Source organism: Bradyrhizobium sp. Tv2a-2 (assembly GCF_000472425.1).
Lineage (GTDB): Bacteria > Pseudomonadota > Alphaproteobacteria > Rhizobiales > Xanthobacteraceae > Bradyrhizobium.
In genome coordinates, this window is sequence record NZ_AXAI01000012.1 from 35,916 (window position 1) to 60,408 (window position 24,493).

At 63.8% G+C, this 24,493-nt stretch carries 18 protein-coding genes; 1 reads left to right on the forward strand and 17 read right to left on the reverse strand.

All coding sequences use genetic code 11. The features are described 5' to 3' along the window. Positions 1 to 175: 175 nt before the first annotated feature. The 16 genes from lpxC to rsmH form a co-directional block, all read right to left on the reverse strand. Positions 176 to 1,135, reverse strand: coding sequence for a UDP-3-O-acyl-N-acetylglucosamine deacetylase (lpxC, locus tag A3AI_RS0124410; RefSeq protein ID WP_024518103.1), 960 nt, complete (start codon positions 1,133 to 1,135; stop codon positions 176 to 178). A 355-nt stretch (positions 1,136 to 1,490) separates the two neighbouring features. Continuing rightward, complete coding sequence (gene ftsZ / locus A3AI_RS0124415) at positions 1,491 to 3,275, reverse strand: cell division protein FtsZ (protein WP_024518104.1); 1,785 nt, start codon at positions 3,273 to 3,275, stop codon at positions 1,491 to 1,493. 87 nt (positions 3,276 to 3,362) lie between these two features. Further along, positions 3,363 to 4,685: a cell division protein FtsA gene (gene ftsA / locus A3AI_RS0124420; RefSeq protein WP_024518105.1), complete on the reverse strand. Its 1,323-nt coding sequence runs from the start codon at positions 4,683 to 4,685 to the stop codon at positions 3,363 to 3,365. Next, positions 4,682 to 5,686, reverse strand: a complete 1,005-nt coding sequence (locus A3AI_RS0124425; RefSeq protein WP_024518106.1) for a cell division protein FtsQ/DivIB — start codon at positions 5,684 to 5,686, stop codon at positions 4,682 to 4,684. The genes ftsA and A3AI_RS0124425 overlap by 4 nt, the downstream gene beginning before the upstream one ends. A 315-nt stretch (positions 5,687 to 6,001) precedes the next feature. Then, complete coding sequence (locus A3AI_RS0124430; RefSeq protein ID WP_024518107.1) at positions 6,002 to 7,003, reverse strand: D-alanine--D-alanine ligase family protein; 1,002 nt, start codon at positions 7,001 to 7,003, stop codon at positions 6,002 to 6,004. A 119-nt stretch (positions 7,004 to 7,122) separates the two neighbouring features. Next, positions 7,123 to 8,049 (reverse strand): UDP-N-acetylmuramate dehydrogenase, encoded by a 927-nt coding sequence (gene murB, locus A3AI_RS0124435; RefSeq protein ID WP_024518108.1) that lies wholly within the window; start codon positions 8,047 to 8,049, stop codon positions 7,123 to 7,125. Beyond that, the gene (murC, locus tag A3AI_RS0124440; RefSeq protein WP_024518109.1) at positions 8,046 to 9,449 is read right to left on the reverse strand and encodes a UDP-N-acetylmuramate--L-alanine ligase; all 1,404 of its coding nucleotides are present in this window, start codon (positions 9,447 to 9,449) and stop codon (positions 8,046 to 8,048) included. The genes murB and murC overlap by 4 nt, the downstream gene beginning before the upstream one ends. 135 nt (positions 9,450 to 9,584) lie before the next feature. Next, positions 9,585 to 10,688, reverse strand: a complete 1,104-nt coding sequence (gene murG / locus A3AI_RS0124445; RefSeq protein WP_024518110.1) for an undecaprenyldiphospho-muramoylpentapeptide beta-N-acetylglucosaminyltransferase — start codon at positions 10,686 to 10,688, stop codon at positions 9,585 to 9,587. 154 nt (positions 10,689 to 10,842) lie between these two features. Further along, positions 10,843 to 11,988 (reverse strand): putative lipid II flippase FtsW, encoded by a 1,146-nt coding sequence (gene ftsW, locus A3AI_RS0124450; RefSeq protein WP_024518111.1) that lies wholly within the window; start codon positions 11,986 to 11,988, stop codon positions 10,843 to 10,845. 240 nt (positions 11,989 to 12,228) lie between these two features. After that, entirely contained in the window at positions 12,229 to 13,629 is a 1,401-nt protein-coding gene (murD, locus tag A3AI_RS0124455) for a UDP-N-acetylmuramoyl-L-alanine--D-glutamate ligase (protein WP_024518112.1), read from the reverse strand. Positions 13,630 to 13,737: 108 nt separating this feature from the next. Continuing rightward, the gene (gene mraY, locus A3AI_RS0124460) at positions 13,738 to 14,844 is read right to left on the reverse strand and encodes a phospho-N-acetylmuramoyl-pentapeptide-transferase (protein ID WP_024518113.1); all 1,107 of its coding nucleotides are present in this window, start codon (positions 14,842 to 14,844) and stop codon (positions 13,738 to 13,740) included. Positions 14,845 to 14,853: 9 nt separating this feature from the next. Then, the gene (locus A3AI_RS0124465) at positions 14,854 to 16,290 is read right to left on the reverse strand and encodes a UDP-N-acetylmuramoylalanyl-D-glutamyl-2,6-diaminopimelate--D-alanyl-D-alanine ligase (RefSeq protein ID WP_024518114.1); all 1,437 of its coding nucleotides are present in this window, start codon (positions 16,288 to 16,290) and stop codon (positions 14,854 to 14,856) included. Then, positions 16,290 to 17,750 (reverse strand): UDP-N-acetylmuramoyl-L-alanyl-D-glutamate--2,6-diaminopimelate ligase, encoded by a 1,461-nt coding sequence (locus A3AI_RS0124470; RefSeq protein WP_024518115.1) that lies wholly within the window; start codon positions 17,748 to 17,750, stop codon positions 16,290 to 16,292. Before A3AI_RS0124470 ends, A3AI_RS0124465 begins: the two co-directional genes overlap by 1 nt. Positions 17,751 to 17,837: 87 nt before the next feature. After that, positions 17,838 to 19,583, reverse strand: coding sequence for a peptidoglycan D,D-transpeptidase FtsI family protein (locus A3AI_RS0124475; RefSeq protein ID WP_024518116.1), 1,746 nt, complete (start codon positions 19,581 to 19,583; stop codon positions 17,838 to 17,840). Next, positions 19,580 to 19,972: a cell division protein FtsL gene (gene ftsL, locus A3AI_RS0124480; protein ID WP_024518117.1), complete on the reverse strand. Its 393-nt coding sequence runs from the start codon at positions 19,970 to 19,972 to the stop codon at positions 19,580 to 19,582. The genes A3AI_RS0124475 and ftsL overlap by 4 nt, the downstream gene beginning before the upstream one ends. A 4-nt stretch (positions 19,973 to 19,976) precedes the next feature. Continuing rightward, positions 19,977 to 20,972: a 16S rRNA (cytosine(1402)-N(4))-methyltransferase RsmH gene (gene rsmH / locus A3AI_RS0124485; protein ID WP_024518118.1), complete on the reverse strand. Its 996-nt coding sequence runs from the start codon at positions 20,970 to 20,972 to the stop codon at positions 19,977 to 19,979. A 582-nt stretch (positions 20,973 to 21,554) separates the two neighbouring features. On the opposite strand from rsmH, the gene A3AI_RS0124490 reads away from it, so the two are divergent. Next, the gene (locus A3AI_RS0124490) at positions 21,555 to 22,334 is read left to right on the forward strand and encodes an N-acetylmuramoyl-L-alanine amidase (protein ID WP_036049450.1); all 780 of its coding nucleotides are present in this window, start codon (positions 21,555 to 21,557) and stop codon (positions 22,332 to 22,334) included. Positions 22,335 to 22,425: 91 nt separating this feature from the next. On the opposite strand, the gene A3AI_RS0124495 is transcribed toward A3AI_RS0124490, so the two are convergent. Continuing rightward, the gene (locus A3AI_RS0124495) at positions 22,426 to 24,192 is read right to left on the reverse strand and encodes an AIPR family protein (RefSeq protein WP_198030203.1); all 1,767 of its coding nucleotides are present in this window, start codon (positions 24,190 to 24,192) and stop codon (positions 22,426 to 22,428) included. Positions 24,193 to 24,493 lie beyond the last annotated feature (301 nt).

Consider the following 24,493-nt stretch of genomic DNA (forward strand, 5'->3'; position numbering starts at 1 on the left):
CGATTGCTCCCGACCTGAAGCCTCGCGGCGCGGGCCTGTGTAGCCAAAAAGTTCCATTAAACAACCGCATAGGGACGCATTTCGCCCGGATTAAGGCGGCGCCATTGGGCGCACAGCATCACGGCTGACTTAACGGGATTCGAAAATGATGCCCTGACAGGCAGATCAAAGGCCTTTAGGACACGTTCGGCCCATAGGCCGGCGCGACCATGCCCGCGGCCATGCCACGGCCCGCTTCCGCGGCATTGCGGGTGCGGCGGGCGGTTTCGCCATCGACCAAGCGCCAGGCGGTACGGTCGGCAAGAAGCGCAGTCAGCACGGCATGGTTGAGCTTGTGGCCGCCACGGAACGAACGGAAGGCGCCAAGCAACGGCTTGCCTGCCAGCGCGAGATCGCCGATCGCATCGAGGGTCTTGTGGCGTACACATTCGTCGGCGTAGCGCAGCCCTTCCGGATTGAGCAGGCGCTCATCATCGAACACCATCGAGTTCTCGAAGGAAGCGCCGAGCGAGAAGCCTTGGCTCCACAGGCGCGCGACGTCGTTCATGAAGCCAAAGGTGCGGGCGCGGGAAAGCTCGCGGCGGAAGCCTTCAGGGCTCAGATCGAGGCTGTAGCTTTGGCGACCGATCACGGGATTTTTGAAGTCGATCTCGACCTCGGCGCGGAACCCGGACGCGTACGGCCGCAGTTCCCCGAAGCACTGGCCCATCGCGACCTTTACGGTCTTCAGGACCTGAATGAAGCGGCGCGGCGCCGATTGCGCGACAATGCCGGCCTGGTCGATTGCGGTGACGAAAGGGGCCGCGCTGCCGTCCATGATCGGAACTTCCGGGCCGTCGATTTCGATGGTGGCGTTGTCGACGCCCATCCCCCGCAGCGCAGCCAGCACATGCTCGGCGGTCGAAACCAGCGGCTTGTCGCGCTCGCCCAGGACGGTGGCGAATTCGGTGGCGATGACGGAATCGGCGGTGGCGCGGATCTCGCGGTCGCGGCCATCAAAGCCGGCGCGGATAAAAACATAACCCGCATCGATCGATGCAGGCCCAATGGTCAGACTAACAGGAGAACCGGAATGAACACCGACGCCAGTTACGGTGGCTTGCGCACGAAGCGTTGTCTGCCGGCCAAACTTCATTGGAAACCCGCCCACCACAACTTAACCTAAGAGCCCAATCCCCACAGCGTTTCCGCCGCTTTTCGAACCCTAGGCATCCCCAAATCACGTGCAGACGATAATCGCTGCCCCAAACAGCGCCAACTCACGGTTCTTTACCGATTGTTACCCTATCTCTGCCGTATTCGCGCCAAGTCTTAAACCAATTGCGGAGACTTTGGACACGCTTCCGGCTCCGCCATTCAATCAGCAAATAATAATTAATCGTTTAAAATCAGTTGCTTGATGGAATCTTCGATACTGACCTAAGGTTAAAAGAAGAGGTCCCGGCAGCTACCCACCGGGACCTTTTCCACAGCCTCTATTGTAACAATTCTCAGGTTGCCTGCCGGCGAAGGAAGGCTGGGATATCAAGATGGTCGTCTCCCTGTGGCGGCGCGGCAACAGGTGCCTGGCGGCCATGGGGGTCCAAACCTTGCGGCGCGGGCCGACGCGCATACTCCGATACCGGCTCGCTGGCTGCGATTTGCTGCTGCACGCTACGCTGCGCGCGCCGATCCGGCAGCGGCGGCATGGCGGGGCCGGCGGCGCGGGGGGTGATCGGGGGCTCGTTCTCCTCGTCGCGGCGGCCAAGGCCGACATTGGCCAGCCGCTGCAACAGCGACAGCTTGCTCTTTTGCGGATGCTCCTCTTCAGCCTCGCCGCGAGCCTGGCGAATCTCGGCCTGGGCCGGCATCGGCAGTTCCTCGAACTTGGGCATCCGCGGTGCGCGGAGCGGCGCCTTCTCCGCGGCCTGCGGAATGAAAGTTTCCGGCGCCATCGGCTCATGCATCTCGGCACGCGCCACATCGGGTTCCGGGAACAGCGACGGCTTTTGCGGAATCGGGCGCACCGTGACGTCGCCATAGGAGGCCGGCTGGACCGGCGCCTGGGCCATCGGAGCTTCCGGCGAGACGGCCGCGGCGATCGCAGCAAGCGCAGCGCGCTCGACATTGGGGGCGGGACGCGCAGGCGCGGCGATGGGAGCGGCCGGGATCTGGGCTTCCAGCTTGGCCGCACGCTCGGCAAGACGCTGATTGTCGGCGCGAAGCCGTGCCGTCAGGTCGGCCAGGCGGTTTTCCGCGACGCCGCCATTGGGGGCGACCGCCGGAGCCTGCTGCGGCGCCGACTGCGGCGCGATGCGGCTTGCGATCTGCGACTGCTCGATGCCGGTCGCCACCACGGAGACGCGGATGATGCCGTCGAGCGCCTCATCGAAGGTCGCGCCGACGATGATGTTGGCATCCTGGTCGACCTCCTCGCGAATCCGGGTCGCGGCCTCGTCGACCTCGAACAGGGTCAGGTCCTTGCCGCCGGTGATCGAGATCAGGAGGCCCTTGGCGCCCTTCATCGAGGAATCGTCGATCAGCGGATTGGCAATCGCAGCTTCGGCTGCGGTCAGCGCACGCTTCTCGCCGGAGGCTTCGCCGGTGCCCATCATCGCCTTGCCCATCTCGCGCATCACGGCGCGGACGTCGGCGAAGTCGAGGTTGATCAAGCCTTCCTTGACCATCAGGTCGGTGATGCAGGCCACGCCCGAGTAGAGCACCTGGTCTGCCATCGCGAAGGCGTCGGCAAAGGTGGTCTTCTCATTGGCGACCCGGAACAGGTTCTGGTTCGGGATGATCAGGAGCGTATCCACCACCTTGTGCAGCTCGGAGATGCCCGATTCCGCGGTGCGCATGCGGCGCGCGCCTTCGAAGTGGAAAGGCTTCGTCACCACGCCCACCGTGAGGATGCCCATTTCGCGCGCGGTCTTGGCAATCACGGGAGCAGCGCCCGTGCCCGTACCGCCGCCCATTCCGGCCGTGACGAACACCATGTTGGCGCCGGAGAGATGATCGCGGAGTTCGTCGATCACCTCCTGGGCCGCGGCAGCGCCGACATCCGGCTGCGAACCGGCACCCAGCCCCTGCGTCACCTGTGTGCCCATCTGGACGATGCGCTGCGCCTTCGACATCGTCAGCGCCTGCGCATCGGTGTTGGCGACGACGAAGTCGACCCCCTGGAGCCCCGCGGTGATCATGTTGTTGACGGCATTGCCGCCCGCACCGCCGACGCCGAACACGGTGATCCGCGGCTTCAACTCGTGGATGTCAGGGGGAGAAATATTGAGTGCCATGGTTGCCTCTCGATCACGTGCACGTGGGTTCACCACGGCCAGCGGCCGCGGATGTTGGTTGAATGGGAAGGTGCCGGAACAAAGCCATCAGAAGCCCTCGCGAAGCCATCGTCCGACCTTTCCGAAATAGCCGTCAGTCCCTGTCCTGAGCTGCCGCGTATGCCGCGGTTCGACGTGTTCAAGATGAGCGTATTGCGGGTAGATCAGGAGGCCCGCCGGAACCGCGAAGGACGCCGTCTTCGCTTCATTGGGCAGGCGACCGAAACCAAGCGGGCGGCCGAGCCGCACCGGACGGTTCAGGATCCGGGTCGCCAGCTCGACAAGCCCGGTGAGCTGCGCAGCGCCGCCGCTCAATACGACGCGCGCCTTCGGTTCCGCCGCAAAGGGAGACTCCGCAAGCCGGTCCCGGACCATCTCAAAAATCTCCTCGGCGCGATGCCGAACGATGTTGCCGATCGTGGCGCGAGACACGATCTGCGGAACATCTGGCTCGTTGTCCCCGGCCGTCGGCACGGACATCAACTCACGCGCGTCGGACCCGCCGGTCAGCACGGTGCCATATAACGTCTTGATTCGCTCGGCATCCGCAATGCATGCCGAGAGCCCGCGTGCAAGATCCATGGTGATGTGCTGGCCGCCGACCGCAAAACCCGAGGCGTGGATGAAGCGGCCGCCCGAATAGATCGCGATGGTGGTGGTGCCCGCCCCCATTTCGACCACGGCGGCGCCAAGATCCGACTCGTCGTCGGTCAGCACCGACAGGCCCGCCACATAGGAGCTCGCCGCCATGGCCTCGACATTGAGGTGGCAGCGCTCGACCACCAGCATCAGGTTCCGCGCCACCGTCGCGTCCGCGGTTACGACATTCATGTCAACGCCGAACTGGCGCGCCAGCATGCCCTTGGGGTCGCGCACACCCTTGACCCCGTCCAGCGAGTAGCCGACCGGCAGCGCATGCAGCACGGTGCGGCCGATGCCGGTCGCGTGATGCATGCCGGTCGAGGTGAGACGGGCGACATCGGCTGCGGTCACCGCGCCGCCGCGAATGTCGGTCGCGGCCTCGATCATGTGGCCCTGCAGCCGTCCGCCCGCGACCGACAGCAGCACGGACTCGACGCGAACCTTGGCCATGCGTTCGGCGAGCGACACCGCCTGGCGCACCACCTGCTCGCATTCATTGAGATCGACCACGGCGCCGGCCTTGACGCCGCGGGACTGGATCTGGCTGTAACCGATCAGCTCGGCCGCATGGCTGCGGCCGCGAAAGGCGTCGCTCGGCGGGCACGGCTTCAGCCGCGCGATCATGCAGGCGATCTTGCTGGTGCCGACGTCGAGCGAGGCGACCAACGCCGTGCGCTTATGCGGCATCGGGCGGGTCTTCGGGGTCTGGGCGCGATCGAGGCCGCTCATGCATCACCGGCCTTTTTCTTGAGCTTCTTGTCGTCGTAGAGCTTTTCGCGCGCCTTCGCCGCGTCGTCCGACAGCTGCACCACCAACCGGTCGGGCAGGCGCATGTCGACGGCGACGATGTCGCGGGAGAACAGTTTTTCCTCCTTGTCGAGCCGACTCAATTCGGCAAGCGCATTGCCGACGTCATGCTCGGGCAGGCGGATGTCGAGGCCATCCTTGGTGCGCAAATTCCAGCGCCGCTCACCGACGAAAATCACGGCCTTGGTCACGGCGTGCACCTGCGGATAGCGAGCAAGCAGCGCCAGGAAATCCCGCGCATGGGTTTCGGCGCCCTTGCCGACCACGAGCGGCAAAGACAGGAAGCGGCGCGAGAGATAGGGCTCGAGCACGGCGCCGTCGTCGGCGATGACGGAGAGCCGCTTGTCCTCTTGCCAGAGCGCAAATGCCGTGCGCTCGACCAGGTCGATCTGGAGCTGGCCGGGATAGAATTTGAGCACGGTCGCATCCGCGATCCAGGGATTGGCCTTCAGCCGGTCGCGCACGGCGGCCGCATCCAGGAACAGAAGCGAGGAGCGGCCGTTCACGCCGCCGACCCCGAGCACCTCGTCCTGGGTCAGCTGCTTGCGGCCGTTGATGACGACCGAGGTGATGCGGAAGCCGGCCGAGTTCGCCAGCGCGTTGCGCGTGTCGCTGAGCGCGGTGGTGAAATCCTCGAGATGGCCACCCTTGACGATGCCGAGCCAGGCGCTGCTGGCGAGCAGCGCAAGCGTGGCGGCAAGCCCCGCGCGCCGGGGCACATGGCGCTCGATCCAGGCGATCAGGCGCGGCGGCGGCTCGCGCTCGATCGCGGGCTTTGCAGCCTTGACCGGCTTCTTGAATGCGACGAGGCACGCAGCGACGCGCTCGCGCAGCAAGATCAGCGCGCCGTAAGCGGCCGCTCCCAAATTAACCCGGGGCCTTTGCGATCGATCCGATCGGGCAAGGCGTCCTGCGCCATCCATTGCACGAGCTCTCAAACATTACGCGAGGTTGCGCAGGCAGAGCCTGGTTGTGCCGGGCTAACGTGTTGCAGAAGAGGCCTTTTTTCCCCTTGTGCGGTGTCAGGCGCGGAAAAACCCGCGACAACTCACGCCCGGCAGCCAAGCGCCACATGCGCCGCCAGCGTTAACCTTCGGACTTCCTGGTAAACAAAGGGTAAAAGTAAGGGGGGTAGGACGCTTTTTCCCCTGATCTGCGAGATGTTTGCCGCAAATCCTTAAGGATTTTACCTATCCGGTTCGGAAAACCGCCCGGACCACGCCGCAAAGCTCCGGCTACTATCGGGACGCGCGCGCCTTTGCGAGCGCAATCTGTTGGTGCAGGAAATCGACAAACTCGATGCCCTGCGCCTTCAAGGCCTTGGGAAGGAGCGAGGCCCTGGTCAGGCCCGGCAGCGTATTGGTCTCGAGATAGACCGGGCCGTTGGCGGAGACAATGAAGTCGGAGCGGGAATAGCCGCGGCAGGACAGTCCACGATGGGCGCGCAACGACTGCTCCATGATCGCGGCGCTGATGTCGGCGCTAAAGCGGCCCGGACAGATCTCCTGGGTCGCCTTGGCCAGATATTTCGCCCGGTAGTCGAAGCCGAAGCCGCCATCGGCCGGAATGATCTCGATCGGCGGCAGCGCGATTTCAGCTCCGTCTGCCTGCTCCAGCACACCGCAGGTCGCTTCGGTGCCTGAGACGAATGGCTCGATAACATAGTCCTCGTGCCTGGCGGCATTGCGGACGGCGATGATGTCCTGGGCGGAATTGACGAAGATCAGCCCGTAGCTCGAGCCGTCGCGCTGCGGCTTGGCAATCAGCTTGCCATGCGTGGCAAAGGCCGACTCGATGTCCGCAAGCGTCACGCCTATTGGCGAGTGTACGCCCGCGATCGCCGCAAAACGCTTGGCCGCAACCTTGTCGAAGGCGAGATGCGAGGCGGCCGAGCCCGAGCCGGTGAAGGGAACGCCGCGGGTCTCGCACATCGCCTGCAACTCGCCGTTCTCGGCACGGCCGCCGTGCAGGCCAAGCACCAACAGACGTCCGTCAACCTTCGCCTGATCCATCGCCTCGTCGATCGAACGACCGATGCGGGATCGATCGGGCTTGAACGGGTCTTCGAACGGACGCGCATGCGCGAGCAGCGCCTTGCCGCTCGTTTCATGCACGCTGTCGTCGGCATCCCAGAACCAGAGGTCAGCCTCCGGCAGCGCTTCATGCAGCGCCTGCGCCGAGGCAACCGAGACCAAGCGCTCCTTGTTGGTGCCGCCGAACAGTATGGTGATGCGCGTCATTTATTTTATTTCCTGTCCGCTCTCTCCACGTCATTCCGGGGCGCCTCGAAAGAGGCGAACCCGGAAATCTCGCGCCACAACCTCTAGATTCCGAGTTCGCGCGCGCCCCGGAATGACCATTATCGAGAAACCCCGATCCGCTTGATTTCCCACTGTAGCTCGATTCCGGAATTTTCCTTGACGCGTTTGCGCACGGTCTCGCCGAGCATCTCGATGTCCTCAGCGGTGGCGTCGCCGGTGTTGATCAGGAAATTGCAGTGCATGTCCGACACTTGCGCGCCACCCAGCCGCAAGCCGCGGCAGCCGGCCGCATCGACCAGCATCCACGCGCTGTTGCCAGGTGGATTCTTGAAGGTCGACCCGCCGGTCTTTTCGCGGATCGGCTGCGCCGTCTCGCGGTGAGTCTGCACCTCGGCCATCCGCGCGCGGATCGCTTCGGGTGCGGCAAGCGTTCCGCGAAAGCGCGCAGAGGTGAAAATGATCGAGGGATCGATGCCGTTTGCGCGGTAGACGAACTTCATGTCGGCATTGGAGAAGATTTGCTTGTTGCCCCCGCGATCTATGCCGGTGGCCTCAAGCAGCACGTCCCTGGTCTCGCCGCCATTGGCGCCGGCGTTCATGCGCAGCGCGCCGCCGATGGTTCCGGGAATGCCGAAATAGAATTCCAGACCGCCGATATTGGCGGATGCCGCGGTCTCCGCGACGCGCTTGTCCAGCGCCGCAGCGCCCGCGGTCACGATATCGCCTTGCGCGCTGACCTCGCCAAAAGCGCGCGGCGAGAGCCGAATGACCACGCCCTCGACGCCGCCGTCGCGCACGATCAGATTGGAGCCGACGCCGACCACATAGACGGGCAGTTCAAGCGGAAGGTTCTTCAGGAAATAGCCGAGATCGTCTTCATCGGCCGGCGTGAACAGGACCTGCGCCGGGCCGCCGACCCGAAACCAGGTGAGGGCTGCAAGGCTTTCATTGGCGAGCAGACGCCCGCGCAAATCCGGCATCGCGGCCTTGAGTTGCGGCGTGATATCGGGGAAGCCCGCGCTCATCCCAGCGCCTTCAATTCGCCGGGCAGCGCATACGCCCATTGCGTGATGTTGCCGGCGCCGAGACAAACGACCAGATCGCCCGGTTTCGCAAGGCCCTTGACGATGCCGGCAAGATCAGCGGCCTTTGGCAGCGGGATCACGTCGCGGTGGCCATGCGCGCGCAAACCCTCCACGAAGTGGTCGCGATCGATGCCTTCGATCGGCGCCTCTCCGGCCGGATAGACCTCGGCAACAACGACCGCGTCGGCATCGTTGAAGCAGGTGCAGAACTCCTCGAACAGCGACTGCAGGCGCGTGTAGCGATGCGGCTGCACCACGGCGATGACCCTGCCATTATAGGAATCGCGCGCCGCCTTGAGCACGGCCGCGATCTCCACGGGGTGATGGCCGTAATCGTCGATGATGGCGACGCCGTTCCATTCGCCCGTCTTGGTGAAGCGCCGCTTCACGCCGCCGAAGGAGGCGATCGCCTTGCGGATCGCATCGTCGGAAATGCCGAGCTCGTGCGCTACCGCAATCGCTGCTGTCGCGTTGGAGGCGTTGTGCCGTCCCGGCATCGGCAGCACGATGTCCTTGATCTCGTGCGTTGCGCCGGTCTTGCGGTTACGGATCGCGACCTTGAATTGCGAACTGCCGCCGCCCGACGTCAGCCCGACCAGGCGCGCATCGGCCTGCGGGTTCTCGCCATAAGTGATGATGCGGCGGTCCTCGATCTTGCCGACCAGGCTCTGCACGATGGGATGATCGATGCACATCACGGCAAAGCCATAGAACGGCACGTTCTCGACGAAAGTGCGGAACGCGTCCTGGACCGCATCGAAGGTCTTGAAGTGATCGAGATGTTCAGGGTCGACATTGGTGACGATGGCGATATCCGCCGGCAGTTTCAGGAACGTGCCATCGCTTTCGTCGGCTTCCACCACCATCCAGTCGCCGGCGCCCAACCGCGCATTGGTGCCGTACGCATTGATGATGCCGCCATTGACCACGGTGGGATCGAGGCCGCCGGCGTCGAGCAGTGTCGCAACCATCGAGGTCGTCGTGGTCTTGCCGTGGGTGCCGGAGATCGCGACGCAGCTTTTCAGCCGCATCAGCTCGGCGAGCATCTCGGCGCGGCGCACGACCGGGATGCGCTGCGCCCGCGCGGCCATCAGTTCCGGATTGTCGCGCTTGATCGCGGTCGACACCACCATAACCTCGGCGCCATCGACATTGTCGGCCTTGTGCCCGATGGAGACCTTGACGCCATGGCCGCGCAGCCGCGCGACGTTGGCGTTCTCGGAGGCGTCCGATCCCTGCACCGTGTAGCCGAGATTGACCAGCACTTCGGCAATTCCGCTCATGCCGATGCCGCCGATCCCGACGAAGTGGATGGGTCCGATCTCGCGCGGCAGTCTCATCAGGCGCCTCGTGTTCTCCGGTCATGCCTGGGCGTGTCCCGGGCATCCACGAATCTTCGACCCTTCTTGCAAGACGAGGATGGCCGGGACAAGCCCGGGCATGACGGGCGGGCACGAATATTTGCGGCTTTTCGCCTAAATCCCGGCCACTTTCACCACCAGATCGGCCAGCCGCTCGGCGGCATCGAGCCGACCGGCGCTGCGGGCGGCTTTGGCCATGGTTCCCAGACGGCCGGGCTCGGCGGCAAGACCCGAGATTTCAGCGGCCAGCCGATCGGACGTGAAATCGGTCTGCGCGATCCGTAGGCCGCCCCCCGCCTCGGCCAGCACGCCCGCATTGGCGAACTGGTCCTGGTCGATCGAGCCCGGGAGCGGCACCAGGATCGCGGGCCGGCCGATCGCGGCGAGTTCTGCGACCGTGCCGGCGCCGGAGCGCGACACCACGAGATGGTTGGCGGCAAGCCGTGCCGGCAGATCGGTGAAGAACGGCGCAAGCTCGGCATGAATCTTGAGCCGGTCATAGATGGCGCGGACCCGCGTCATGTCCTCCTCGCGCACCTGCTGGGTCAGGATCAGGCGTTTCCAAAGCGATGGCTCCAGCCGTTCGATGGCGCCCGGCACGATATCGCTCATCACCCGCGCGCCCTGGCTGCCGCCGACCACCAGCAGGCGGAACGGCCCGGTCGGATCAGGCGGCGCATATGGCGTGGACGCGGCCGCCAGAATTGCCGGACGCATCGGCGTGCCGACGGTCGTGGTCTTGCCGGCAAGCGCGCGGTCACGGTCGAGCACGCCAGGCAGGGACGTGGCGATCGCATCCGCATGGCGCGACAGAAACCGGTTGGCCCGGCCGAGCACCGCGTTCGCATCGTGAATGACGCTCGGGATATGCGCCAGCCGCGCTGCCAGCAGCGGCGGCACGGTCGGATAGCCGCCGAAGCCGACCACGGCCGCGGGCCGCAGCCGGCGCATCAACCTCAATCCCATCACTGTTCCCAGCGCGAGCATCAGGCTTGTGCGGCCGAACTGAATGGGCGAGCGGCCGCGCACGGTTTCGCTCGCAACAACATCGATCATGTCCCGGGAGAACAGCCCGCTATAACGCACGGCGCGGGAGTCGGTGACCAGGCGAACGCGCAAGCCGCGCCTCATCAGTTCCACGCCAAGCGCTTCGGCCGGAAACAGATGGCCGCCGGTGCCGCCCGCGGCCAGCAAAATCAGGGGCGCTGTGGTGTTCATGGGGCGGAGTGTTTACAGCGAAAGCGTCGTCAAGGCGAGGCTGAGGCGGCGTGGGTACTAGCGTCATTCCGGGGCGACGCGCCAGCGACGAACCCGGAAATCTCGAGATTCCGGGTTCGCCTCTTCGAGGCGCCCCGGAATGACGGAAAGTAAATTACGCATAACTCCGTAGCGCGCCGGCCTCGACGGCAACCTCGGTCTGTGGCCGCATCCGCGTCAGCGCCAGCATCATGCCGACCCCATAGGCGAGCGAGACGATGGAGGAGCCGCCATAGGAGATGAAGGGCAAGGTCATGCCCTTGGCCGGGATCAGCTGCAGATTGACCGACATGTTGATCGCGGCCTGCACGCCGAACAGGATCGCGAGCCCCGAGGCCGCAAAGCGCGCGAACATGTCCTCGTTGCGATAGGCGCGCGTCAGCGTGCGGATCACGACAAAGGCGAACAGTGCGAGCAGCGCAAGGCACAGCACGATGCCGAACTCCTCCGCCGCTACCGCAAAGACGAAGTCGGTGTGGCTGTCAGGCAAATTGCGCTTGGCGATGCCCTCGCCGGGCCCGAGCCCGAACCAGCCGCCGTTGGAGAAGGCCTCCATCGCGGTGTCAACCTGGAAGGTGTCGCCAGAGGCCGGATTCATGAAGCGCTTGATGCGACCGGCGACATGCGGGACCAAGAGATAGGCGCCGAACAGGCCGGCGCTGGCCACGCCCGCGAGCCCAAACACCCAGATCATGCGCATGCCCGCGATGAAGAACAGCGCCCCCCACACCATCGAGATCAGCATGGTCTGGCCGAAGTCGGGCTCCATCACCAGCAGCGAGACCAGCATCATCAAAAGCACCAGCGCCATCGAGGTCGCCGGCATTTCCGGCCGCTTCGCCGATTCCGAGAACAGCCAGGCCGCGACCACGACAAAACTCGGTTTTGCGGCTTCGGAAGCCTGGATGTTGACCCCGGCGAGTGTGATCCAGCGTCGCGAGCCCTTCACCTCGGGACCGATCAGCAGCGTCACCACGATCAGCGCGATCGAGACAGCGAACACGATCAGCGCACTGCGTCGGATCTGCCGCGGCGACAGGAAGGACACGCCGATCATCACGACAAAGGACGGCAGCAGGAACAGGACGTGGTGGTTGAAGAAATGGAAGGGATCGAGCCCGATCCTGGTTGCGACCGGCGGACTCGCCGCCAGCGACAGGATGACGCCGCTCAGCATCAGCGCGATGATCACTCCCAGGAGCGGCCGGTCGACGGTCCACCACCAGTCGGACAGGGGATTGCGTTCTTCGCGGGAAAGCATCTGGCGGTCCCAAGACAAGGGCAAGACCAAGGGTAAGCCCCATTGGTGGCCGATGTTGGTTTCCGAAGGGTTAAGGGAATGATTGTCTTTTGAGGGAGGCACGCCATCAGCCCCATAAATGCTGGTCATGCCCCGCGCATGCGGGGCATCCAGTAAGCCGTGGCGGGAGTCGTTCCCCCGATAGTCCTCTGGAATACTGGATCGCCCGCCTGCGCGGGCGATGACAGTGGAGAAGTCGGTTCACACCACCGGCTTCACGCCCGGCAACGCATTGACCAGGTCGCGGAACTTCGCGCCGCGGATTTCGAAATTGCGGTACTGGTCGAACGAGGCGCAGGCTGGCGACAACAGCACGACCGCCTCCTTCAAGCCGGCGGCCGCTGCATCGCGTGCGGCGTTCGCCACCGCGACATCGAGCGTTTCGCTGGTCTCGTGAGGCACCTGCTCGCCGAGAGTTGCCGAAAACTCCTTTGCGGCCTCGCCGATCAGATACGCTTTTCGGATGCGCGGAAAATAGCCGGTGAGACTCGTGATGCCGCCCTGCTTGGCCTTGCCGCCGGCGATCCAGAAAATGTCGGGAAACGACGACAGCGCGTGCGCGGTGGCATCCGCATTGGTGCCCTTGGAATCGTTGACGAACAGCACATCGCCGATTCGTCCGACCTGCTCCATGCGGTGCGCCAGTCCCGGGAAGCTGCGCAGGCCCGCCTGCAACGTATCGGACGCGAGACCCAGCGCGAGCGCGCAAGCCGCGGCACAGGCCGCGTTCTGCGCATTGTGCAATCCGCGCAGCGAGCCGATGCCACCGATCCGTCCGATCTCGCTGCGCGCGCCGCCCGAGGCTCGCAGGATGGTCTCATGCTCGACATAGATGCCGTCGGGCAGCGGGCGCTTCACCGAAATGCGCACCACGCGTTTGCCCGCCCGCTCCAGCCGATCGGCGATGTCGCGGCAGAAACCGTCGTCGACGCCGACGATGGCGGTGCCCTGCGGTTGCACGCCCGCCACCAGCCGCTCCTTCACCTCCGCGTAATGCGCCATGGTGCCGTGGCGGTCGATATGGTCTTCGCTGAGGTTAATGAGGATGCCGACGTTCGGATCGAGCGAGGGCGTGAGATCGATCTGATATGACGACATCTCGATCACATGCACGCGGCCCTTGCGCGGCGGTTCCAGCGACAGGATCGCGGTGCCGATATTGCCGCCCATCTGGGTGTCGTAGTCCGCGACGCGCATCAGATGCGCAATCAGCGCGGTCGTGGTGGACTTGCCATTGGTGCCGGTGATCGCAACAAAGGGCGCATCCGGCGCGTGGCGGCGCCGCTCGCGGCAGAACAGTTCGATATCGCCGATCACCTCGACGCCCGCCGCGCGCGCAAGCAAAACGCTCCAATGCGGCGCGGGATGAGTGAGCGGCGCGCCGGGCGTGAGCACCAGCGCCGAAATGCCGGACCACGAGATCGTGCGCAGGTCGGCGGTCGCTATGCCGGCAGCCGCAGCTTCCGCGAGCTTGTCGGCGCCATCGTCACCGGCGATGACATCGGCACCGCCCGCCTTGAGCGCACGGGCGCTGGCAAGCCCGGACCCGCCGAGGCCGAATACCGCGATTCTCTTGCCGGCGAAGGATGTGACCGGAATCATGTCAAGCTCCCGTCATTCCGGGGCACGCGAAGCGTGAACCCGGAATCTCGAGATTCCGGATAACCGCTGCGCGGTTTCCGGAATGACGATTTTGTGGGAACAAGACCGTCACCGCAGCTTCAGCGTGGAGAGGCCGGCGAGTGCGAGCATCACGGAGATGATCCAGAAGCGGATCACGATCTGCGGCTCGGTCCAGCCCAGCTGTTCGAAATGGTGATGGATCGGCGCCATCCTGAAGATACGCTTTCCGGTGAGCTTGAAGGAAGCCACCTGCACGATCACGGAGACCGCCTCCAGCACGAACAGGCCGCCGATCACGGCGAGCACGATCTCGTGCTTCACCGCAACCGCGATGGAGCCGAGCATGCCGCCGAGTGCGAGCGAGCCGGTGTCGCCCATGAAGATCGAGGCCGGCGGTGCGTTGAACCAGAGGAAGCCCAGGCCGGCGCCGAGCACCGCGCCGGTCAGCACCGCGAGCTCGCCGGTGCCGGCGACATAGTTGATCTGCAGATAGTCCGCGAACACGGCGTTGCCGGCGAGATAGGCGATCAGGCCGAAGCTTGCGGAGGCAATCATCACGGGCACGATAGCGAGTCCATCAAGACCGTCGGTGAGATTGACCGCATTGCCCGCGCCGACAATGACAAAGGCACCGAAGATCACGAAAAACCAGCCGAAATTGAGCACCAAATCCTTGAAGAAGGGAATCGCCAGCGAGGTCGACGCCGCATCGCGCCCGAGCTTGACCAGCGCGTAGCAGGCAGCGAGTGCGATCAGCCCCTCCAGCAAGAGGCGGATACGGCCGCCAAAGCCGCTGGAGGTCTGCTTGGTCACCTTCAGATAGTCATCATAGAAGCCGACGAAACCGAAGCCGAGAGTTACCGCTAGCACGATCCAGACATAGGGGTTGAGCGGATTGGCCCACAGCACGGTCGAGACGACGAGGCCCGAGAGGATCATCAGCCCGCCCATGGTGGGCGTGCCCTTCTTCATGAGATGGGATTGCGGGCCGTCGGTGCGGATCGGCTGGCCCTTGCCCTGGCGGATGCGCAAGTGGTCGATGATCCAGGGCCCGAACAGGAACACGAACAGGGCGCCAGTGGCCACCGCGCCGCCGGTGCGAAAAGTGATGTAGCGAAAAACATTCAGCAGCGTGCGCAGCCAGCCGAAACCTGGCGGAAACGTATTGGAGAGCTCGATCAACCAGTAAAACATTCACTCCGCCTATCCCGCGGCTTCATCGGCTGCCGACCTGCCGGGAAAACGCCTTTCCAGCGCATTCACAATGATCTTCATTTTCGAGCCGAGCGATCCCTTCACCATCATCGCATCGCCGGCGCGGATCGCGGCGACCACCTCTGCTTCCAGGCGCGCCGAGCTCTCCGCATAGCCGCCCCGTTTAGCCGGGGACAGCGCGTCCCACAAGTTGCGCATCAGGACGCCGCAGCAATAAACGAGGTCGATATTGGCGGCGTTGACGGCATCGGCAAGGCCGCGATGCAGATCGGGACCAGCGGGGCCAAGCTCCAGCATGTCGCCGAGCACAGCGATGCGCCGGCCCCGTGCGCCGATTTGCGCCTGGCCGAGCACGTTGAGGGCCGCGGTCACCGACGCCGGGTTGGCGTTGTAGCTCTCATCGATCAGGGTGGCCTCGCCATTGCGTAGATCCAGCACGCGGCGCACGCCGCGGCCAGCAGCAGGCACAAGGCTCGACAGCGACAGCGCCACGAGCGCAAGGTCGGCGCCGGCGAGCGATGCGGCCGTGAGCACGGCAAGCGAGTTCATCGCCATGTGACGGCCGGGCATGCCGAGCTTGTAAGTGACGTCAACCCCCAGGACGTTCGCGTGAACCGCCGAGCAGGTCGCATGCAGCGAGAGGTCGAGCAGCCGCGCATCGGCTTTCGCGTCCGAGCCGAAGGAGACGATGCGCGCGATGCCGCGTTCCCTGGCGCGTTCGGTCAAGCGCCCGAATTGCGCGTTGTCGCGGTTGAGCACCACGGCGCCGCCGGGCTCGACGCCGGCAAAGATCTCGGCCTTGGCGTCGGCGATCGCCTCGATGCCGGAAAAGAACTCAAGATGCACCGGCTCGACCGTGGTGATGATGGCGAAATGCGGCCGCACCATCTTCACCAGCGGCTCGATCTCACCCGCATGATTCATACCGATCTCGGCGATGGCAAAGCGGATATCCGCCGGACAGCGCGCCAGCGACAGCGGCACGCCCCAATGATTGTTGAAGGAAGCGACAGACGCATGCGTCGGGCCTTGCGCCGAGAGCACATGGCGCAGCGCCTCCTTGGTCGAGGTCTTGCCGACCGAGCCGGTGACCGCGATCATCTGGCCCCGAAGCCGTGCGCGCGCCGCGCGGCCGAGATCGCGCAAGGCTCCGAGCACGTCATCGACCACGAGCAGTGGCGCGTCGGTCGCGAACTTTGCGCGTTGCGCGTTTTCGACGACCGCCAACGCCGCGCCGGCCTTGAGCGCTGCATCGACGAAATCGTGACCGTCATGCACGTCGCCCCTGATCGCGAAATAAGCGTCGCCCGGCAGGACCGTGCGGCTGTCGATCGACAGCCCCGTCACAGCGTCAGACAACGCGCCGTTGGGCGCGGCGCGCATGGCCTCCGTCATGGCTTGCGAGGTCCAGAGCGTTACCGCCATCATGCAACCCTCGGGGCAAGTGCAGCCGCCACGGCCTCATGATCGCTAAACGGCAGCACACGGTCGCCGACGATCTGGCCAGTCTCATGGCCCTTGCCGGCAATGAGCAACGCATCGCCCGGCTCGAGATCGTCGATCGCAGTGCGGATGGCCTGCGCGCGGTCGCCGATCTCGCCGGCGCCCTTGGCTGCGGCCAGGATCGCGGCACGAATGGCCTCGGGCTTTTCGCTACGCGGATTGTCGTCGGTGACGATGACATGATCGGCATTCTCGGCCGCGATCGCGCCCATCAAGGGCCGCTTGCCCGCGTCGCGGTCGCCTCCTGCGCCGAACACGACGACCAGCCTGCGCTTGGCATAGGGCCGCAGCGCCTGCAGCGCTTTGGCAAGCGCATCGGGCTTGTGGGCATAGTCGACGAAGATCTGCGCGCCGTTGCGCTCGCCCACGCGCTCAAGCCGTCCCTTGGCGCCCTCGAGCTTCTCGAGGCTTGCAAACACCGCGTCCGCCTCGCTGCCGGTCGCGATGACAAGCCCCGCCGCGACAAGTGCGTTCTCGATCTGGAAATGGCCAACCAGCGGCAGCCGCACGGCGTATCTCCTGCCACGATGCTCGAGCGCAAGCTTCTGTGCAAAGCCGTCGATCTCGGCGGCCACCAGACGAATGCCCTCGCCTGCCCCATCGCCCTGGCTGCCGACCGCCAGAATCCGCAAGGCCCGCGCGCGCGCCGCATCAAGCACCTGGCGCGAGCAATCATGGTCGGCCGAGATCACGGCGGCACCACCGGACGGGATCAACTCGCGGAACAGCCGCATCTTGGCGGCGAGATAATGCGCGACGTCGGGATGGTAATCCATGTGATCGCGCGACAGATTCGTGAAGCCGCCGGCCGCGATGCGCACGCCGTCGAGCCGGTATTGGTCAAGCCCGTGAGACGAGGCCTCGAACGCCAGATGCGTGACGCCATCACGTGCGATCTCGTCGAGCTGGCGATGCAGCGCGATCGGATCGGGCGTCGTCAGGGAGCCATAGACGGTGCGCTCCGGCGAGACCAGGCCGATGGTGCCGATGCTGGCCGAGACATGGCCGAGCTGTTGCCAGATCTCGCGCGTGAAAGCCGCCACCGACGTCTTGCCACTGGTGCCGGTCACGGCCGCGACCGTCGCCGGTTGCAGCGGGAAGAATCTCGCGGCCGCCAGCGACAGCGCGAGCCGCGCGTTCGGCGTGGTGACGAAGGGAACGCTGCAACCCGACGCCGGCATTTGCTCGCCGGCGACCGCGACCGCGCCGGCCGCAATGGCCGCGGCGGTGAAGCGCGCGCCATCGGTCTTGTGGCCGGCAAGCGCGAAAAACACATCGCCGGGCTTCACCGCACGGCTGTCCACGGCAACACCGGCAACATGAACGTGCTTTGCCTGCGGATCGATGCGGGCGTCAGCGCCAAAAAGCTCGCCAAGCGTCATGATCTTCCAGTCCGGCCGAGGCCCACGGGGAAACGCGCGGCGAATGCCGCGCGGGGGACTCAAAGAGGGGTCGCGGCATCCCCGTGCTTACTGCGTTGTCTTTGATGCCGCAAGAATAAGGCGGTCGGGCGGCGGCAAATCGAAGCGCGGTTCGATCCCCAGCAGCGGTGCAATCCGGGCGATCACGTTGCCGGCGGTCGGCACGGCGTTCCAGCCGGAGGTGATGAACCCGTAAGTTTCCTTCAGCGCCTGCGGCTCGTCGAGCATGATGAGGACCTGGTAACGGGGATTGTCCGCAGGGAGAATGCCCGTAAAGGCCGTGAGCACACGCTTCTTGGCATAACGGCCGTTGATGACCTTTTCCGCGGTGCCGGTTTTCCCGCCGATATAATAGCCGTTGACGTCGGCCTTGCGCGCCGTGCCGACCTCGGCGTTGAGGCGCATCAGGAACCGCATCTTTTCCGACGTCTCGGGCTTGATCACCCGCTTGGCCAGCTGCATCGCCTCCGCCTCGCTGCGCTTCAGGAAGGTCGGCGGAATCAAATAGCCGCCATTGACCAGCGCGCTGACGCCCATGACCGCCTGCAGCGGCGCTACCGCGATGCCATGGCCGAAGGCGATGGTGATGGTGTTGAGGTCGCCCCAGTGCCGCGGCACGATCGGGGACGCACTCTCCGGCAGCTCGGTACGAAGCCGCTCGAGCTGCCCCATCTTGCGCAGGAAGGCCTTGTGCGCTTCCACCCCTTGCGACAGCGCGATTCTGGCGGCGCCGATGTTGGAGGAGAAGGTGAACACCTCCTTCATGCTGATGAAGCGGCCCTTGGGCTCATCGTCATGGATCGCGAACCTGCCGTAGTGCAGCGGCGCGCGCGCATCCCACATCGAGTTGAGGTCGTATTTGCCGGTATCCAGCGCCATCGCGAGCGTAAAGGCCTTGAAGGTCGAGCCCATCTCGTAGACGCCGGTGGTCAGGCGGTTGATGCGATCGGGATCGTGCGCTTCCTTCGGGTTGTTCGGATCGAAATCCGGCAGCGACACCATGGCCACGACTTCGCCGGTCCTGACATTGGTGACGAGGCCCGATGCCGCCTTGGCGTGAAACTTGTCTTTCGCCTTTTGCAGCTCGTCGCGCAGCGCGTGCTCGACGCGTAGGTCGACCGACAATTCGATCGGCTGCTGCAGGCGGTCGGTGGCAAAGCCCGCGCGATGCAGATCGGCCAGACCATTATTGTCCAGCCATTTCTCCATGCCGGCGATGCCCTGGTTGTCGATATTGACGAGACCGATCAGATGGGCGACTTCGTTGCCGGTGGGATAGACACGCTTGTTCTCGCGCAGGAAGCCGACACCGGGAATGCCAAGTCGGTGGATTTCCAGCTGCTGCTTCGGCGTGATATCGCGCTTCAGCCAGACGAAGCCCTTTCGCGACGACAGGCGGTCGCGCACCTCGTCCGTGTCGAGGTCGGGCAGCGTGGCGGTCAGGAGCTCGGTCGCCTCGTCGGTGTCGATGAGCCGGCGCGGCTCGGCGAACAGGCTCGGCGCCTTGACGTCGGTTGCGAGGATCTCGCCATTGCGGTCGATGATGTCGGGCCGCGCGGTCGCGATCGCATCGTGCGCGGCAGCCTGACGCCCGCCATGCGCATCCGCGCCGATCGCAAACATCACGAGCCGCCCGCCGATCACCGCATAGATCGCGGCAAAGGCGAGGATCGCAAGACCGACACGCGCACGCGCTTTCGCAATGCGATCGACATTGCGCCCGTAGAGCAGGCTGCGGATCAGCCGCCGCCGCCACGGTTCCGGTTTTGCCTTTGGTTGTGCCGCTTCCGTCATTGCTTGCTCTCCGGCTGCGACACCGAGCCGGTGACGCTGGCCGCATCTGCGGGCGCATCGATGATGCTGATCATCGCGCCGATCGGATCGGGATCGCCGGGCTTGACCAGGCTCGGCGGCCGCTCGGGCAGGTTTTTCAAATCGTCATATTGGCGGGCGTTGATCGGCTTGAGCGGCAGATGGCGCTCGACGAGGCCCTGCAGGCGGAGCGGCGCATCGAGCTTGGCCCATTCGGAGTGCAGCACCGCAATGGCGTCGCGCTCTTCACGAATCTGCGCATGCAGCTTCAAGACGCGCTCGGTGCGCGCGGTCGATTCCATCTTGATTCGGTAGACGTAGGCGGCTGCGAATATGAGCGCGCCGATCACGAGGAGGTGAAGGATCCGCATCGCCCTAGCCTCCCCGCATCACTTCGGCCAGTCGTGGCCATGAGGCCAAGGGCTGTGGCGGATGCGCAGCGGCCTCGGTGCGGATTGCCGCGCGCAGCTTGGCGCTGCGGGCGCGCGGATTGGCGGCGGTCTCGCCATCATCAGCCACCAGCGGCCGGCGGGTCAGGAGCCTGAAGCTCGGCACAATCTGCGCGACCTCAGGCAGATGCCGCGAGCCGCCGCCGGTCTTGCTGCGCTCGGAGAAGAAATTCTTGACGATGCGGTCTTCCAGCGAATGGAAGGACACGACCACAAGCCGCCCGCCGGGCTTGAGCACGCGTTCAGCCGCTTCCAGCGCCTCCTGCAATTCGTCGAGCTCTTCGTTGACGAAGATCCGCAACGCCTGGAAGGTGCGCGTGGCCGGGTGGATGTCGCCCGGCCTGGACCGCACCGTGCGCGCGACGATATCGGCGAGCGCACGGGTGGTCGTGATGGGCGCTTCCTTGCGCGCGGCGACAATGGCGCGGGCAACGCCGCGCGAATGGCGCTCCTCGCCAAAGAGATAGATGATGTTGGCGAGTTCGGCTTCGCCGGCGCGCGCGACCACGTCGGCCGCGCTGGCACCGGACGAGCCCATCCGCATGTCGAGCGGACCGTCGAGGCGGAAGGAGAAGCCGCGCCCGGCCTGGTCGAGCTGCATGGAGGAAACGCCGACATCCATCACAACGCCGTCGACGCTCTCGAGACCTTGCGCGGCCGAGATGTCCGCCAGATGGGAAAAGCGGTCCTCGACCAGCGTCAGCCTGCCGCCGGCCTGCTCGACCAGATCGAATCCCCCGGCGATGGCGGTGCGGTCACGGTCGATGCCGATGACCCGGGTACCGCTGGTTTCGAGAATCGCGCGGCTGTATCCGCCGGCACCGAAGGTGGCATCGACATAGATGCCGCCTTGGCGTGGCGCGAGCTGTTCCAGCACCTCGCGCAGCAGCACGGGAACATGGCGTGGCGAGCCCGCGCTCATGGGGCGGCGCCCCGCACGCAATCGCAAGGTAAACGGAAACTTAACGGTCGCCGGCCCATGGCGCCTCAAACTCCTGCGCTCGCCGCAGCGTTCTCGAACGCGCCGCCGCTCCGCGCCAATGCTTAATCCGCGCGCTTCATCCCGCAAACCCTGTTTTCCGGCTGGAATTTGCTGGGCTGACATGGGATTTCGAGCGTGTGAGAGGCTTGCCGTTCCCCAAACCGGTTCGGCTCTTCACCACTTAGTAAGGGCGGATAGGCTTAAGAAAGCGTTGATGGGGACGTCACAATCAAGAAAGCGAATCGGATCGAGCGGGTTCCCGACGCGCGGCCAAGGGACCGCCGATGCATTAAGCAAACGCCCTGAAGCAAACACCCTGTCAAAATGCAGAGGCAGCTTGACGTCGCCACTGATTGCGCTGACGCTGAAGTAAAGAAACAGTTAAAATTATTTTTGCCGAAATGCGACGCGAGTCGCCCTCATCTGTGGTTTGACTGTCCAATGTCGTCTGGTTCGCCTCCGTCCAATGGATCTGATTCGAAGCGTCAGCGCGCGCTTCCGATCCCGAAGGAGGCTGCGAACATGAAGACTTTCACCCCGGATACCTCGATCGCCTCCGACGTGATCCCCTCGCCGAATTATGGCGAGCGCAACAGCGGCCGTGACGTCGACATGATCGTGCTGCACTACACCGGCATGCCGGACGTGGAAGGCGCGATTGCGCGGCTGTGCACCGCCGGCACCGATGTTTCCACCCACTACATCGTGCTGGAAGACGGCCGCATCGTGCAATGCGTGCCCGAATCGAAGCGCGCCTGGCATGCCGGCGTATCGGCGTGGGCTGGCGAAGAGGACGTCAACTCCTGTTCCATCGGCATCGAGATCGTCAATCGCGGCCATGACTGGGGCTATCCGGATTTCCCGTTGCGCCAGATCGCCGCCGTGATCGCGCTCTGCCGCGGCATCATGCTCCGCCGCAACGTGCCCTCGCACCGGGTGCTGGCGCATTCCGACGTCGCACCGGCGCGCAAGAAGGATCCGGGGGAAAAATTTCCCTGGCATTCGCTCGCCAATTCCGGTGTCGGTCACTGGGTGCAGCCGGCGCCGATCACGCGCGGCGAGGCCTTTATGCTCGGCACCGTCAGCGACGACGTGCAGAACCTGCAGATGGCGCTCGCCAAATACGGCTACGGCGTGCCGGTGACCGGAAAATATGACGGACCAACCATGGAAGTGGTCACCGCCTTCCAGCGCCATTTCCGCCCGGCCCGGGTTGATGGCGTGGCGGATCATTCGACGCTGATGACGCTGCATGCGTTGCTGACGAGTTTGCCGGCGGAGGGGCGCGCGGGGGTGAAGTAGCGAGATTCCGGCGCTGCAGAGTCTTCCGAAGCGCCCAGTGGCGCCGAACTCGCAATCGGGTGCATCACTTGGCGTGACCACATCGCGTGGATCACGGAATGTCCAAGGAAGGCGTTTGCCCGTCCGGATTGATCATTTCAGGCAAGAAGGATAGCTGCGCGCCAGAAGCTTCGACTTGCCCGGGCTTCAATAGAGCGGTGGCCATGACTGCACACTTCTCCCGGTTTTTGCAGAAGCTCGCTAAATAGTCATAAGGGTGCTTTTGCTCTATGTAAGCAGCGACTCTAGGGAAAATCTCGTTTATCGCATCACGGGCAGACGTAGTAAGATGATCTTCAGTCACATCGTCACGGCTGTATTGCCGCACTGCCGGATCGCGGAAAACCAAGTGCAAAAGGGCCCGGTTCAGGTGAACGGCAATCATGTCAGCGCGAGCGGCGGATGAGCGCCTGAGCTTCTGCAGCTCTTCATCTACGGCTCGCAGAATGCGAACAGCCCTCCAAAGCCGTATGCTGGTCAAATGATCGTTGAAAAGTTCCGTGTAAGGCGGCCGATCAATTTTCCACCAAAGTTCGCTAATCTCCCGTTTTACCTGCACTGCTAGTTCGATAGACGCCGCACACCCAAGTGCCTGCGTGGCCTCAGTGATGCTGCATCCATCGTCGCCGTGAGGATCCTCTTCGCCCGATTTGTACACGTATCGCCTACCATCCAGCGAGAAATCAGTCGCGAGGCGATGCTGTACCGGGTCCATTGCCGCGAAATCTCTTCGGACAACGGCATTTTGGAAATTGGTTGCTTGGGTTATTTGCCGATCAAATCCGGGCGGACATTTCTCAAGAGATATGATTCTAACTTGCACCCAGGAATGTTCAAATGCGCTCACTTTGGTGGTTTCAGAGGCTACTCCCCCTTCCCCTTGAGGCAGAATTGTCCCTATAACCCCGACGGTTTGTGCTCCGTTTACGACACTTACGCCTTTACAATTGAACAGACCCAGCGCAGTGCCGGGCGAACCTGTCAGGCTTTTTACAACGGAATCACAGATGATAGTGATCCCGTTGTTAAAATACCAAAAGTATTCTGGGTTCGAGAGCAAAGTATCTCGAAGAGCGTCGTTCACGTCAGATCGATGAAAGAAGTGACGTATGTTTCGGTCGCAGATCGATCGTCCATAATCCCTCCACCATCCGGCAACTTCAATCAAGTTGGCTCGGCCGTAATAAGAAAGGAACGGTCGCTCCGTAAAGCCGAATTGGCTTAGCGTGATTGGAACATCAATTTTGGCCGGTTTCGCAAAAGAGGTTATTAGGCGATAGACTTCCTCCTGATTCAGATGAATCGCCCTTGCCTGCTCAGGCAATGAGGGCACGTTCAATTCCGTCACGAGGTCGTCTATTTTTCTCCGCCCGTGAAGACCTATCTCAGGCTCTGCGGAGTGGACCGTAATCAAAACGATTGTGATTAGACGGCTCGCGCGCAGAGCAGACAGGATTTCATTTTCTTTGGCTTTCACTTTCGCGTTAAAGCGATCAAGATTTCCCGCAAGAATGTCTCTTACGCCATCGGCAAACTTCCCGCTGGCGGCCTCGCTGATTGGCTTGTTTCCTGCGTTGTTCCATTTGCTCTGAACAAAATAGAACGCATCGTTTACTTGATCGAAAAATAGCGCGTCGATACCGCTGTCATCGAAGCCGTCCACGAGCGTCCGCGCTGCGGCTTGATCATTAATTCCAGCGAGCATCTTGATACAGAGTGCTGCGAGCGAACGGGATAGGAAGGCTGTTCGAACGTCTTCGGCCCTTCGATCCTCCCAATCGCTCATATCAACCAGACTCGAAAATGTTTGTTCGAGCACTGATGCTATCCGAGTCAGATGATAGTGACCCATATCAATTTCCCTTGCCAGCGATTGATGGCGCAGTGCGCCCCTTATGAGCCGCTCCCCAACCTTGAATAGAAACGCCGCTATTTCGCAAGCTGTGCAATTCGGAATCCACCGATTCCGAACCATTGATCGTCGTCCCGCGCGTATTTCAAATTAACCTGATGCTCGTTTGAGCTTTTTGAGAACTCCGATGATGTTCAGAGCCCATCGGCGAGAAACCGATTTAAGCACTCGCACGAGGGAGGCGTATCGCGATCGTCACGGACGCGGG

What these genes read in the sequence shown, in the direction of transcription:
- lpxC (WP_024518103.1), bottom strand. Translation starts at nt 1,135, where the DNA reads ATGAAGTTTGGCCGGCAGACAACGCTTCGTGCGCAAGCCACCGTAACT.
- ftsZ (WP_024518104.1), bottom strand. Translation starts at nt 3,275, where the DNA reads ATGGCACTCAATATTTCTCCCCCTGACATCCACGAGTTGAAGCCGCGG.
- ftsA (WP_024518105.1), bottom strand. Translation starts at nt 4,685, where the DNA reads ATGAGCGGCCTCGATCGCGCCCAGACCCCGAAGACCCGCCCGATGCCG.
- A3AI_RS0124425 (WP_024518106.1), bottom strand. Translation starts at nt 5,686, where the DNA reads ATGGATGGCGCAGGACGCCTTGCCCGATCGGATCGATCGCAAAGGCCC.
- A3AI_RS0124430 (WP_024518107.1), bottom strand. Translation starts at nt 7,003, where the DNA reads ATGACGCGCATCACCATACTGTTCGGCGGCACCAACAAGGAGCGCTTG.
- murB (WP_024518108.1), bottom strand. Translation starts at nt 8,049, where the DNA reads ATGAGCGCGGGCTTCCCCGATATCACGCCGCAACTCAAGGCCGCGATG.
- murC (WP_024518109.1), bottom strand. Translation starts at nt 9,449, where the DNA reads ATGAGACTGCCGCGCGAGATCGGACCCATCCACTTCGTCGGGATCGGC.
- murG (WP_024518110.1), bottom strand. Translation starts at nt 10,688, where the DNA reads ATGAACACCACAGCGCCCCTGATTTTGCTGGCCGCGGGCGGCACCGGC.
- ftsW (WP_024518111.1), bottom strand. Translation starts at nt 11,988, where the DNA reads ATGCTTTCCCGCGAAGAACGCAATCCCCTGTCCGACTGGTGGTGGACC.
- murD (WP_024518112.1), bottom strand. Translation starts at nt 13,629, where the DNA reads ATGATTCCGGTCACATCCTTCGCCGGCAAGAGAATCGCGGTATTCGGC.
- mraY (WP_024518113.1), bottom strand. Translation starts at nt 14,844, where the DNA reads ATGTTTTACTGGTTGATCGAGCTCTCCAATACGTTTCCGCCAGGTTTC.
- A3AI_RS0124465 (WP_024518114.1), bottom strand. Translation starts at nt 16,290, where the DNA reads ATGGCGGTAACGCTCTGGACCTCGCAAGCCATGACGGAGGCCATGCGC.
- A3AI_RS0124470 (WP_024518115.1), bottom strand. Translation starts at nt 17,750, where the DNA reads ATGACGCTTGGCGAGCTTTTTGGCGCTGACGCCCGCATCGATCCGCAG.
- A3AI_RS0124475 (WP_024518116.1), bottom strand. Translation starts at nt 19,583, where the DNA reads ATGACGGAAGCGGCACAACCAAAGGCAAAACCGGAACCGTGGCGGCGG.
- ftsL (WP_024518117.1), bottom strand. Translation starts at nt 19,972, where the DNA reads ATGCGGATCCTTCACCTCCTCGTGATCGGCGCGCTCATATTCGCAGCC.
- rsmH (WP_024518118.1), bottom strand. Translation starts at nt 20,972, where the DNA reads ATGAGCGCGGGCTCGCCACGCCATGTTCCCGTGCTGCTGCGCGAGGTG.
- A3AI_RS0124490 (WP_036049450.1), top strand. Translation starts at nt 21,555, where the DNA reads ATGAAGACTTTCACCCCGGATACCTCGATCGCCTCCGACGTGATCCCC.